Here is a 13,647-nt window from a genome sequence, read left to right as displayed (position 1 = left end):
TAAGAATTGCTCTTATAGCTTCTATTGAAATATTAAATATTACTATCTTCTATTTCTTTCTGATTTTCTTGCTCTTCTGCAATCAGCACATCTTACTGGATCGTTTTCGAATCCTTTTTCAGCGTAGAAAGCTTGCTCTCCCTCTGTGAATATGAATTCGTTTCCGCAATCTTTGCATGTTAATGTTCTATCTGCCATTTTTCATTCCTCCATTTTTAAAGATTTACTTTTAATTAACTGATTCTCTAAAACTGGAGAAAAGTATTATTAATCTTAAATCTTTATTATATATATTTTGTATTTACTACTCTTTTAGTATATCATGGTAATAATAATAATTCAATATATATTTTAATTTTATTTCCTTGATTTTTGAACTTTGACTTTTTTTCCTTTAATAATTATCTCTCCATATTTTTTTAAGAAATCCTCACCTTTATTATTGAGTATATCTACATAAGAAATATTATCTTGTACATCTATTATACCAATATCATCCCCATTTAACTCTGGAAGATTACTTAGCGCCCCCACTATATCTATATTCCTTATTTTTTTCTTTTTGCCAGCTCCAATGTATAATTTTAGGATATCTTTATGGATTACTTTCTTTTTATTTCTCTGACCTTCTTTAAGTTGTTTCTGACTCTCCTTAAATATACTTTTACCTTCTTTAACCTCTAAATCACTAGGAAAGTCTCCCTTTTTAATACTATAGCCTAAGTATTCTTCTATAGAAAGCAAAAACTTCTTTTCATAGTCAGAAACAAAAGTGATAGCCCTTCCTTCACGTCCTGCTCTTCCTGTTCTACCTATTCTATGAACATAACCTTCCCTCTCCATTGGTACTTCATAATTAAATACATGGGTTATATTATCTACATGAATTCCTCTAGCTGCAATATCCGTAGCAACCAGTACTTTAAATTCCCTATTTTTGAATCTCTCCATGGTTTCAATTCTTATTTTTTGATCCATATCTCCATGTAATTGTTCTACTGAAATCCCCTCAGACTTTAATTCCTCATATACATTTCTAACCTTATCCTTGGTATTACAAAATACTATAGCTGCATCAGGTGTACATGCATATAAGCTCTTCCATAATGCTTTGAATTTATCTTTATGTTCAACATTTAAATATGATTCCTTTATTTTATCACGATTAAATACCTTGGACTCTATTTCTAAAAATTTAGGATTTATCATATAATTAGTGCATAAATCCTCGATGCTTTCTGGTATTGTTGCAGAAAATAGAGCTGTTGTCCTTTTTTTCGGTAGTCTATCTAATATATCACTTATCTGATCTATAAAACCCATATTTAGCATTTTATCTGCTTCATCAATAATTACATAAGTTAACTCCTTAAAGTTTAAGTTTCCTCTATTCATATGGTCACTTATTCTTCCCGGTGTTCCTATTACTATATGCACCCTCTGCTTAAGTTCTCTAACTTGTTCATTAAAGGGCTGTTTCCCAAAAACAGCAGCACATCTAACTTTTTTTAATCTACCTATATTTGATATATCATCTTTAACCTGTAGTGCAAGTTCTCTTGTGGGTACTAGGACTAATGCTGTTATTTTTGCCTCTTCTACCATAACTTCATTACAAATAGGAACTCCAAAACTTGCTGTTTTCCCACTCCCTGTTTGTGATTTTACTATAATATCTTCTCTATCCAAAAGACTTGGTATTGTTTTATCTTGAACTTCAGAAGGATTTTCAAAACCTAGATTATTTAAAGCCTGTAATATATTTTCATTTAAATTATATTTGTCAAATCCGCTTTCCATAACTTTCTCCTTGTATCTAATTAATATCTACTTATTATTCCTTTTTCTAACCTATTAGCCTTATATATATTTTTCTACTTATTTTTAAGATTTTATACATTAATACTTTTAAAAGATAAATATCATGTATAAATAGTTAATTCCATATAACTCAAAAATAAAAGCTATAAGAATCACTTCTTATAGCTTTCATTGAAATATTGAATATTAATTATCTTCTATTTCTTTCTGCTTTTCTTGCTCTTCTGCAATCAGCACATCTAGTTGGCTCATTTTCGAATCCTTTTTCAGCGTAGAAAGCTTGCTCTCCCTCTGTGAATACGAATTCGTTTCCGCAATCTCTGCATGTTAATGTTTTATCTGCCATTTACAATTCCTCCATTTTAAAGATCTACCTATTATTAACAAATCCTCGAATTGGAGAAAATTATTATATATGTTAAATCTTTATTTTAATTTTTATTTGTGTTTTACCACTTATTCAGTATAACATACGTATCAAGTATAATGCAAGTGATTATATAAATATTTTATTTTTATCTTTATTTATATAGTAGTAATCCCTTTATTACTTATGTGAAATACTATTTCTTCATCCTTACTATCTACTAAGATACTGCATCCATTATAAACTTCGCCTGCTATAATTTTCTTAGCAATCATGGTTTCTAATACATTTCCAATATATCTTTTAAGTGGTCTTGCTCCATAAACCGGATCATAGCCTTCTGTTACCAAAATGTCCTTAGCTGCGTTAGTAATTTCTAGACTTATATTTTTATCTACCAATCTTCTTCTAACATCACCAATAAATATATCAATAATTTTCTTGATACCTTCAATATTTAGCGGTTTAAACATTATAATATCATCTACACGGTTTAAAAACTCAGGTTTGAATCTATTCTTCATTTCACTCATTACTAATGCTTTAGTTTCTTCAGTAATTATACCACTATTCTCTAGTAGATAACTGCTACCTATGTTAGAGGTCATTATTATTATAGTATTTTTAAAATCTACAGTTTTACCTTTATTATCAGTAAGTCTTCCATCGTCTAATATTTGTAAAAATACATTAAATACATCTTCATGAGCCTTTTCTATTTCATCAAATAGAATTACTGAATATGGATTTCTTCTTACAGCTTCAGTCAATTGTCCCCCTTCTTCATAACCTACATATCCTGGAGGAGCTCCTATCAGTCTTGATACTGAATACTTTTCCATGTACTCTGACATATCAATTCTTATAATATTTTCTTCACTATCAAATAAATTTCTTGCTAGAGTTTTAGCTAGTTCTGTTTTACCTACTCCTGTAGGACCTAGAAAGATGAATGAACCTATAGGTTTATTTTCATCCTTCATCCCTGCTCTAGCTCTAATTATGGCATTTGCAACAGCTGTTACTGCTTCATCTTGACCTATTACTCTATTACTAAGCTCATCCTCTAATCTTAAGAGCTTTTCTCTTTCCCCTTCTACTAATCGTGTCATTGGAATTCCAGTCCACTTAGATACAATTTGAGAAATTTCTTCTTCTGTAACCTCTTCTTTGAGAAGGGCTTCTTCATAATTATTATGCATATTTTCTTCTTTTTCTTTTATTTCTTCTTCAAGATGTGGAATAACCCCATACTTTAGTTCTGCAGCACTATTTAAATCATATTCTCTCTCATACCTTTCAACCTTACCTCTAGCTTCGTCTAGCTGCTCCTTCAAAGTTCTAACTTCAAGAATCTTACTCTTTTCTTGCTCATATTTAGCAGTCATTTCATCATTTTTCTCTTTTAATTCTGCTAACTCCTTTTGAAGTTGTTCAAGTCTCTTTTGAGATGCTTCATCACTTTCTTTAAGCAGAGCTTCTCTTTCAGTTTCTAAAGTAAATAGCTTTCTTCTAACCATATCAAGTTCTGTAGGAAGAGAATCTATCTCACTTCTTATCATAGCCCCTGCTTCATCAATTAAATCTATAGCTTTGTCTGGTAAAAACCTGTCTTGAATATACCTATGAGATAATTTTGCTGCTGTTACAATGGCTGAATCATGAATTCTAACGCCATGATGTATTTCAAATCTTTCCTTAAGACCTCTTAATATTGAAACTGTATCTTGTACTGTAGGCTCCTCCGCAATAACTGGTTGAAATCTTCGCTCTAACGCCTTATCTTTTTCTATATATTGTCTATATTCATCAAAAGTAGTAGCTCCAATGCAATGTAATTCTCCTCTTGCTAGCATAGGTTTTATAAGATTTCCTGCATCCATAGCTCCATCAGTTTTTCCAGCCCCTACAATGGTATGAATTTCATCTATGAATAATATTATCTTACCATCAGAACTCTTAACTTCCTTAAGTACAGCTTTAAGTCTTTCTTCAAATTCACCTCTATATTTAGCTCCTGCAATTAAAGCTCCCATATCTAAAGAAAAAATTATTCTGTCTTTTAATCCTTCTGGTACATCTCCACGTACAATTCTTTCTGCCAAGCCTTCAACTATAGCAGTCTTACCTACTCCTGGTTCGCCAATAAGCACTGGATTATTTTTAGTTCTTCTTGACAAAATTCTAATTACACGTCTTATCTCTTCATCTCTTCCTATTACAGGATCTAGTTTATGTTCCTTAGCAAGGTCAATTAAATTAGTTCCATATTTAACAAGAGCATCATAGGTTCCTTCTGGATCATTAGTATCTACCCTTTGATTCCCCCTAACTTGAGATAACACTTCCATAAACCTTCCTTTATCTATACCATATTCCTTAAGTATTTTTCCTGATAGACCTTTAGCATCTACATCCATGATAGCCATCATTATGTGTTCTACACTTATATAGGAATCATGAAATTTCTTTGATATCTCTTGAGCCTTAACTAAAACTTCATTGATTCTTCTAGTTGCAGTAACACCAGATGAACGAGCCCCTTCTCCTAATACTTTAGGCATTTTCTCCATTTCCAAATTTACTTTTCTTTTAATACCTTCAACATCCACTGCCATTTTTTCAAAAACATTAGGAATTAATCCATCTCTTTGATTTAGAAGAGCAGAGAATAAATGAATAATATCTACTTGTTGATGATTATTTCTTACTGCTTCCTCATAGGCATCATTTAAACTTTGCTGAACTCTTATTGTTAATTTTTCTGTTTCCATAACATTACCTGCTACTCCAATTTTATATCTAGTAAAGTAGCATTTCTCCTTTCATAAAACTTAAATATTATTTACTATTTTTCTAAATAGCTTTAAAAATTCTTCTCTTTCATCATTTGTATCTAAGGCATTTAAAACATATCCATATAATTTTTTTTCAAAAGCTAGATGTTCATTTTTCACTTCTTTACCTTCCTCTGTAAGTTGTAATCCATAGGACCTTCTATCTCTCTTGCTAATAGTTCTATACAAATAGTTAAGTCTTTCTAGTCTATCTATAGCGCTAGTTAAAGTACTTTTAGGTATGTCTAACATAGTACAAATTTCCTTTAAAATTACATCTTCCCTATCACAGACAATTCTTATAATACTAATTTCCATAGTGTTAAGTCTTTCTATTCTAGGAAACTCTTCCATAGTTCTATATTGGTTTGAATAAGATAAAAACATTCTCCATAAATTTGCAAATTCTTCAATCAGCCTATCATTATCATCCATTACGCCTACTCCTTTAAAACCTTCTTATATCTTAAATTACCCTAAGGCAAGTGTAAGTCCTTAGATTATAACTTATATTATTGTTTACTAAAAGCAAAATTTAATTAGTACGATATTCGTACCTTACCTTTAAATAAATAGTACTACCATCGTATCATTTTGTCAATAATGATTTTTTCTTCAATCAAACAAAATAAAAGTAATAATGAAATTTATTATCATTATTACTTTTATCTATTATAAAATTTAATATAATTAATTAGGATCTTTACATCACTCTGATAAATCTACTGGCGAGTCTTCTTCATGGATTTTCTCTTATTAGTAGAAGTATTTTTACTCTTTTTTCTTTCTAAAGGAGTTCTTCCATGATTACCTCTAGTTAATACTGCTTTATCACTAATATGACCTTTCCCCTCTTTATTACGTCTACTGTAATTTCCACTATGGTTAAGATTTCTTCCTTGGGTTTTAGGTCTTATTAAACACTTTGGCCCATTCCCTATTAAATCTTCTCTCCCAGCTTTAACTAAAGCTTCATATACTATATCATATTTTTTAGGATTTCTATATTGAAGAAGAGCTCTTTGCATAGCTTTTTCACTCTTGGTCTTAGGTACATATATTTCTTTCATAGTTAAAGGGTCTACCCCTGTATAGAACATAGCTGTAGATAGAGTTCCCGGTGTTGGATAAAAATCCTGAACTTGCTCTGGCTGATAATTAATATCTCTTAGATATTCTGCTAGCTCTATAGCTGATGCTAATGTGCTCCCTGGATGACTAGACATTAAGTAAGGTATAATATACTGCTTCTTTCCAACTTGCTCAGTAAGCTTATAAAACTTTTCTACAAATCTATCATAGGTCTTCCCAGATGGTTTTCCCATATACTTTAAAACATCAGCACATACATGCTCTGGTGCTACCTTTAATTGTCCACTTACATGGTGTTCTACAAGTTCTTTAAAGAAGGTATCATTTTTATCTGCCATTATATAATCATAACGCAATCCTGAACGTACAAAAGCTTTTTTCACCTTAGGAACAGCTCTTATCTTTCTTAGTAGTTCTAAATACTCAGTATGATCAGCATCTATATTTTTACATGGTTTTGGATATAAACACTGCTTATTCTTACATGCTCCATGCCTAAGCTGAGTTTTACATGCAGGACGTCTAAAGTTTGCAGTAGGACCTCCTACATCATGAATATAGCCCTTAAAATCTGGTAAATTTGTTATCTCTACTGCTTCCTCTAAAATAGATTCTTCACTTCTACTCTGAACTATTCTTCCTTGATGGAATGTTATAGCACAGAAAGAACAATTTCCAAAACAGCCTCTGGAACTTACTATACTAAATTTAACTTCTTCTATTGCGGCTATTCCCCCTGCTTCCTCATAGCAAGGATGATAATTCTTTGTGTAAGGCAGTCCGTAAACGTGGTCCAATTCTTCTCTAGTTAGAGGCATCTCTGGTCTGTTTTGTACCACATATCTATTGGCATGCTTTTGAACTAAAGTCTTTCCTCTTACCGGATCTTGTTCTTCATACTGAATCTTAAAGGCTCTAGCATATTCCATCTTATCTATAGAAACGGCTTTATAAGATGGTATCTCTATATAGCCACTTACATATTCTAAATCATCTATCATATAGCATGTTCCAGGTACATGTCTTATGTACTGTACTTCTAATCCATCATTTAAACAATTTGCCACTTCTACTATTTGCTTTTCACTCATTCCATATATAAGCAAATCAGCACCACTATCTACTAACATAGATTTTCTTACTTTATCACTCCAGTAATCATAGTGGGCAAATCGCCTAAGACTAGCCTCAACTCCACCAATTATAACTGGAATATTCTTATATGCTTCTCTAATTTTATTACAATATACAATAGTTGCTCTATCAGGTCTTAAACCCATTTTCCCACCTGGAGAATAAAGATCCTTTTCTCTGACTCTTTTAGCTACAGTATAATGATTTACCATAGAATCCATGTTACCACCATTAACTAAAAATCCTAATCTAGGTCTTCCTAACTTCATAAAATCATCAGTACTATGCCAATCAGGTTGAGGAATTATTCCTACCTTAAATCCAGCATCTTCAAGAACTCTAGAAATTATAGCAGTACCAAAGCTATGGTGGTCTATGTATGCATCTCCGGTTACTATAATAAAATCTAATTGTTCCCATTGTCTTTCTATCATATCGTCTTTACAAATGGGTAAAAATCTATTTTCTAACATTTAATCACCTACTCAAATATAGTTCATATTTTATAATTCAACTCAAGGTATAATTATACTATAAAAAGAATCAAGAGACTATTTCTTTTACAAAATAATCTCCTGACTCTAAATTAAATATATTGGTATTTTATAATAGTTGGCTAAGTTAATTTATAATGTTACTTAAAAGTTCTTAACACATTATGCTATTTTAGTAACTTTTTCTTCTCTTAACATCTGTGCAACATAGTTAGCTAAATCAACAACTCTTGCTGAATATCCCCACTCGTTATCATACCAAGATGCTACTTTAATCATGTTTCCATTTACCATAGTTGATAATCCATCTACTATAGAAGATCTGCTATCTCCTTTAAAGTCTACAGATACTAGTGGTAATTCACATAATCCTAATATTCCCTTAAGTTCATTTTCAGATGCCTCTTTAATAACTCTATTTATTTCTTCTACTGTAGTTTCTTTTTCAACTTCACATACTAAATCTGTGATAGATACAGCAGCTGTTGGAACTCTTAATGCAAATCCATCTAATCTACCCTTTAATTGAGGTAATACCTTTGCAACTGCTTTAGCAGCTCCAGTTGTAGTTGGTACTATAGATTCTCCTGCCGCTCTTGCTCTTCTTAAATCTTTATGACTCTTATCAAGGATTTGCTGGTCATTTGTATAAGAGTGTACTGTAGTTATAAACCCTTTTTTAATGCCAAATTTATCATCTATTACTTTAGCTACAGGTGCTAGACAATTAGTAGTACATGATGCATTTGATATAATTGTATGCTGTGATAAATCTAAATCAGAATCATTTACACCCATTACTACTGTAATATCTTCATCTTTACCTGGTGCTGTTAATATAACTTTCTTAGCTCCTGCTTTTACATGATCCATAAGTTCTTCTTTTGTTTTAAATTTTCCAGTAGACTCTATAACTAAATCAACCTCTAAGTCCTTCCAAGGAATTTCTTTTGGTGATCCACATCTTGTTATTTTTATTTCTTTATTATTAATTATTATTGAATCCTCTGTTGTCTTAACGTCTCCTTTGAAGGTACCAAAGCATGAATCATAAACAAATAAATGTGCAAGTGTCTTTATATCTGCTCTAGCATTTATAGCTACAATATTAAAATCCGTTTCTGGACTTTCACATGCTATCCTTAAAAAAGTTCTTCCGATTCTTCCGAATCCATTTATTCCAACGTTTATCATAATTGAACCCCCGCAATTCATTGTTATACTCTTTATATCAATATAGTATAACACATTGGAATGTGTGTCAAATAAAGTATATCATATTTTTTCTTAATTTCCTGTTGAAATATAGTATTTACTTTCATTTTCTTTTATTTACTACCATTTTCATAATTATATTTATGTAAAAAATATTTAATTTACTATATTATTTATTAAATTTTATTAAAAATTACTCATTTAAACATTATATATGTGCTATACTTTTGTCATTATGATATACATCAAAATAAAAATCTCACCACTTCTGATGAGATTTTTATTTGTTATTTCTAAAGATGAGTTTCAAGCTTAGCTTTAATATCTTCCGGAGACATATAGCCTACCATTCTGTCTACAGGAATTCCATCTTTTAATACTACCATAGTAGGTACACTCATAACAGAGAATTTTTTAGCAAGAGATCTACTTTCATCAATATCTGACTTTAAAAATTTAATTTTACCATGGAAATCTCCTTGAATATCCTCTAAAACCGGAGATAGTCTTTGACATGGTCCACACCAAGTAGCAAAAAAATCAACTAAAACTAAACCTTTTCCTGCTTCAACCTCAAAATTTTTTTCATCTATAACTTTCATAATCACAATCCTCCTATTTTCTTAAGGGTTACTACCTTTATTTTACTATAAATACATAAATTTAAAAAGTCTTCTTTTTATCATTATCTTATTTTATTTCGTATATCTAAGTATAATTCTTAAAAATTCTTTTAAATTCTTACTTAATCTACGAATTTCAAAGATTCTACTATATGAATATTTTTTAGCTTATAATACATTACCATATTAACTATAACTGTGAATAATAATGTAAGCACAGCAGATCATAAATAGCTATATGCTGCTATAGTTCTTACAAACATTATTGTTTCTACTTCTGCTGTTATCATAATAAACCTATGAATCACCACTCCTAAACCTAATCCAAACAACATATTAAGTTGAATTAGATTTTTAATATAAAGCTAATAATTTTTATGTGCTATCTTTCTAGCCATTATCCCTATAAGCGGAATTTCATATTCTTTATATTCATAGCATTTTACCATTGAAATAATTTCAAATATAGTTATAACTATAGCAACTATGCCTGTTATTATTGCTGAAAGTAATATAGTTCCTATCGCCCCATATGTCAAAGGTCTAAAAAACATTAATCCTAAACTACCACCTATAATCATAAATATAATAGAACTAAATATAATCCCTACAATATTTATTAAAAAAGCTTGCATAGCATGAAATTTCACAAATTTACTATCCTTTTCTAAAATGTAAATAACAATAGGAGCAAGCCATGCTATAATCTTTATTCCTGGAATAAAAATTACAACTACTGCTGCACCATAAGCAATCAGTGCCATAACATTAGCATCTATATTTCCAATAGAAGACTTATGCTGTTCATAAATATTCATATAATATCCTCCTTTTATACCCTTATAATTATATTATTCCTTAATACAGTTATAATTACAATATATTTAATTCCTTATTTTTAATTTCTTAAATTCATATAGTAAAGGAATGGAGAAAGTTCATAAATCAATAATTTTGATTTATCAGCTTTCTCCATTCCTAATATAAAGTCTTATAAATATGAAATTATATATATTTATACCTACTTAAGCTCGCCGTGTTTTTCATAATGTGCAATTTCTTTTATTTTATTGCTATTGTCTACAAAAACTACTGTTGGCTTATGTTCTTTAGCTTCTTCTCCATTCATCTCACAATAACTCATAATTATAACCTTGTCTCCAACTTGAACACATCTAGCTGCTGCTCCATTAAGACATATAAGGCCGCTGCCTCTTTCTCCTGCTATAGTATAGGTTTCAAATCTACTTCCATTATTTATATCTACAATTTGAACCTTTTCATATTCAAGAATTCCAGCTGCATCAAGTAAGTCTTCATCGACTGTGATACTTCCTACATAATCTAACTCTGCTTGAACTACAGTAGCTCTGTGTATCTTTCCCTTTAACATTGTTATTGTCATTATCTTTTCCTCCTAGTTATATGTGATAAATAAAATTGTCAATTAATCTTGTTTTTCCAAAGTATACTGCTAATGCCACTAGCACATCTTCTTCTATTTCATGGACACTTTCCAATGTATTGCTACTTACTACTTCTATATAATCAATTTTAGATAATTTTTCTTTCTCTATATTCTCTTTAATTAGATTTTTAATACTATCAGCATTTCTTTCTCCAGCATCCATAAAATTTTTAGCCATAGATAAGGATTTATTAAGTACTAATGCAGCTTTTCTTTCTTCTACAGATAAATAAGTATTTCTTGAACTTTTAGCAAGTCCATCTTCTTCTCTAACAATTGGACATCCTACTATTTCTATATCAAAGTTTAGGTCTCTTACCATTCTTTTAATAACTGCTAATTGCTGAGCATCCTTTTCACCAAAATAAGCTCTATTAGCTGGTATAATATTAAATAATTTAGAAACTACAGTACAAACTCCTCTAAAGTGAGTTGGTCTACTGCTTCCACAAAGTCCAGTAGTTAAACCTTCTACATCTACAAAAGTTGAGGCATCCTTGTAATACATGTTTTCAATCTCTGGGTGGAATATCAAACTTGCCCCAGCATTTTCACAAAGCTTTGAATCCCTTTCTAAATCTCTAGGATATTTATCTAAATCTTCATTTGGTCCAAATTGAGTTGGATTTACAAACACACTAACTACTACCCTATCATTTTCTGATACAGCCATTTTAATTAAACTTTCATGGCCTTCATGTAAATAACCCATAGTTGGTACTAGTCCTACTTTTAAACCTTCAGCTTTCCATCCCTTAACTATTTCTCTTACTTTTGATACATCATTTAATATTTCCATAATCTTACCTTCTTTTTAGTTTAATTTTATAGTCTATTTATATTTGAATCTACTTTTAATAAAGTTTAGATATAACTTCTTCACTTATTTTAAATCCATGCTCAGGTGCTGGAAAAGCTCCTGTACTAACCTCTTCAATATATCCTTTAAAAGCTTCAGTCATTACAGATCCTACATCTGCATATTTCTTTACAAACTTAGGTATAAAATCACTGAACATCCCTAGCATATCCTGATATACAAGGATTTGGCCATCACAGTTAGCCCCTGCTCCAATCCCTATAGTTGGAATTAATATCTCTTTACTAATTATCTCAGCTAACTTAGCAGGTACACACTCTAAAACTACTGCAAATGCTCCTGCTTTTTCTACTGCTTTCGCTGCTTCTATAAGTTCTTTAGCTGCTTCTTCACTCTTTCCTTGAACCTTGAATCCACCTAAAGAATTTACTGATTGAGGAGTTAATCCTATGTGTGCCATTACAGGAATAGAGGCTTTAGTTATAGCTTCAATCCTATCGCACATATCAACTCCTCCTTCTAGTTTTACCGCTTGAGCACGGCCTTCTTTCATAAGGCGACCTGCGTTAAAAACAGCATCGTACACAGAGGTTTGATAAGACATAAATGGCATATCTGCGACTACTAAAGCATTTTGTGCTCCTCGTGCTACAGCCTTTGTATGATGAATCATATCCTCCATGGTAACTGAAATTGTATCCTCATAACCAAGACATACCATTCCTACAGAATCCCCAACTAAAATTCCATTGATACCTGAATTATCCATAATCTTAGCCATTGAATAGTCATAGGCAGTAAGCATAGTAATTTTTTCACCTTTTGCTTTTGCTTCCTTAAATGTTATAATCGTATTCTTCATTTTACATTTCCTCTCCTAGAAATTCTTCTATTTCTCTATAATCTTTGTTTGGATTTTTTTTCTTTGCCACCTTTAACAAATTATTATTTAAAGCCCTATACAAAATTTTATCTTCCTCATTTAGAGAAAGCATATGGGTCTTCATGGTAGATAAATCTCCTCTTTCCAATGGACCTGTAAGACTCTTTACAGTACCTGAATCTTTTATATTTTCGATATTATTGCTTATAAGAGGATATAATGCATCAATGGCTAACTCTTCACTAAAGCCACAGTGTTTTAGATAATCTACACCGTTATTAATAAGACCTAAAACCAAGTTACTACTGATAACTGATGCTAAGTGATATAAACTCTTATTTTCTTTATCAATTATTTTCACCGAATTTCCTAGTGACTTAAAAATCTCAGTAAATTTATTGATATATTTTTCATGACCTTCAATGGTTATAAAGGCTTTTCTAAAATTTTTAAAGGAATTATATTTGTCTGATATGGCAAACATAGGATGTATAGAATATGGGTAAGCACCAAACTTACTTATATCTGAAAAGATTTCCGAAGATAACAAACCACTACAGTGGCATATCAATTTATTATTTATAGACAACTCTTTAAGCTCATTCCAAACCCCTTCAATTTCTCCATCAGGGGTAGTAATAAAAATTACATTACTTTCTTGTACTAGCTGTTGCAAGTTTAAGAAAGCTTTTGTGCCAGTAAATTCTGCGGCTTCTTTAGCTGAGTTATGATTCTTACTATAATATCCAGTAAGTAAGATACCATTCTCTTTAAAGTATTTTCCTAATGAAAACCCGACCTTTCCGGCTCCAACAAATCCAAATTTTATAACAATCACTCCTCACTTTACTTATTTTCTTAGTTCATATTAAAACAGTAAATTCAATCTTTCT

13 protein-coding genes are annotated in these 13,647 nt (G+C 30.8%); all 13 read right to left on the bottom strand.

All coding sequences use genetic code 11. The annotated features are described in order from the left end of the window. Positions 1 to 42: 42 nt before the first annotated feature. The 13 genes from ABDZ93_RS13215 to ABDZ93_RS13155 all read right to left on the bottom strand — a co-directional run bounded on the left by ABDZ93_RS13215 (position 43) and on the right by ABDZ93_RS13155 (position 13,592). Complete coding sequence (locus tag ABDZ93_RS13215; protein ID WP_035132599.1) at positions 43 to 198, bottom strand: zinc-ribbon domain-containing protein; 156 nt, start codon at positions 196 to 198, stop codon at positions 43 to 45. Positions 199 to 357: 159 nt separating this feature from the next. After that, the gene (locus ABDZ93_RS13210) at positions 358 to 1,800 is read right to left on the bottom strand and encodes a DEAD/DEAH box helicase (protein ID WP_343826877.1); all 1,443 of its coding nucleotides are present in this window, start codon (positions 1,798 to 1,800) and stop codon (positions 358 to 360) included. Positions 1,801 to 2,011: 211 nt separating this feature from the next. Then, complete coding sequence (locus ABDZ93_RS13205) at positions 2,012 to 2,167, bottom strand: zinc-ribbon domain containing protein (RefSeq protein WP_150842871.1); 156 nt, start codon at positions 2,165 to 2,167, stop codon at positions 2,012 to 2,014. 179 nt (positions 2,168 to 2,346) lie between these two features. Beyond that, on the bottom strand, positions 2,347 to 4,962 hold the full coding sequence (gene clpB, locus ABDZ93_RS13200) for an ATP-dependent chaperone ClpB (protein ID WP_343826876.1): 2,616 nt from the start codon (positions 4,960 to 4,962) through the stop codon (positions 2,347 to 2,349). Between the two features lie 60 nt (positions 4,963 to 5,022). After that, positions 5,023 to 5,460 (bottom strand): MarR family winged helix-turn-helix transcriptional regulator, encoded by a 438-nt coding sequence (locus ABDZ93_RS13195; RefSeq protein ID WP_343826875.1) that lies wholly within the window; start codon positions 5,458 to 5,460, stop codon positions 5,023 to 5,025. Between the two features lie 287 nt (positions 5,461 to 5,747). Beyond that, positions 5,748 to 7,724 (bottom strand): YgiQ family radical SAM protein, encoded by a 1,977-nt coding sequence (locus ABDZ93_RS13190; RefSeq protein ID WP_343826874.1) that lies wholly within the window; start codon positions 7,722 to 7,724, stop codon positions 5,748 to 5,750. 183 nt (positions 7,725 to 7,907) lie between these two features. Next, complete coding sequence (gene gap / locus ABDZ93_RS13185; protein ID WP_343827003.1) at positions 7,908 to 8,942, bottom strand: type I glyceraldehyde-3-phosphate dehydrogenase; 1,035 nt, start codon at positions 8,940 to 8,942, stop codon at positions 7,908 to 7,910. A 311-nt stretch (positions 8,943 to 9,253) separates the two neighbouring features. Then, positions 9,254 to 9,562: a thioredoxin gene (gene trxA / locus ABDZ93_RS13180; RefSeq protein WP_343826873.1), complete on the bottom strand. Its 309-nt coding sequence runs from the start codon at positions 9,560 to 9,562 to the stop codon at positions 9,254 to 9,256. 386 nt (positions 9,563 to 9,948) lie between these two features. Next, positions 9,949 to 10,401, bottom strand: a complete 453-nt coding sequence (locus ABDZ93_RS13175) for a magnetosome magnetite crystal formation protein family (RefSeq protein ID WP_343826872.1) — start codon at positions 10,399 to 10,401, stop codon at positions 9,949 to 9,951. Positions 10,402 to 10,604: 203 nt separating this feature from the next. Further along, the gene (panD, locus tag ABDZ93_RS13170; protein WP_343826871.1) at positions 10,605 to 10,988 is read right to left on the bottom strand and encodes an aspartate 1-decarboxylase; all 384 of its coding nucleotides are present in this window, start codon (positions 10,986 to 10,988) and stop codon (positions 10,605 to 10,607) included. A 16-nt stretch (positions 10,989 to 11,004) separates the two neighbouring features. Then, positions 11,005 to 11,850, bottom strand: a complete 846-nt coding sequence (panC, locus tag ABDZ93_RS13165; protein ID WP_343826870.1) for a pantoate--beta-alanine ligase — start codon at positions 11,848 to 11,850, stop codon at positions 11,005 to 11,007. A gap of 55 nt (positions 11,851 to 11,905) precedes the next feature. Further along, entirely contained in the window at positions 11,906 to 12,733 is an 828-nt protein-coding gene (gene panB / locus ABDZ93_RS13160) for a 3-methyl-2-oxobutanoate hydroxymethyltransferase (protein WP_343826869.1), read from the bottom strand. Between the two features lies 1 nt (position 12,734). Further along, positions 12,735 to 13,592 carry a Rossmann-like and DUF2520 domain-containing protein gene (locus ABDZ93_RS13155; RefSeq protein WP_425544782.1) on the bottom strand — a complete coding sequence of 286 codons (858 nt, stop codon included), beginning with the start codon at positions 13,590 to 13,592 and terminating at the stop codon, positions 12,735 to 12,737. Positions 13,593 to 13,647 lie beyond the last annotated feature (55 nt).

Origin of the sequence: Clostridium subterminale, from assembly GCF_039521425.1 — a bacterium.
Taxonomy (GTDB): Bacteria; Bacillota; Clostridia; order Clostridiales; family Clostridiaceae; genus Clostridium_J; species Clostridium_J subterminale.
Note: the sequence above shows the minus strand (reverse complement) of the source record. Positions and strands in the feature narration are given on the sequence as shown.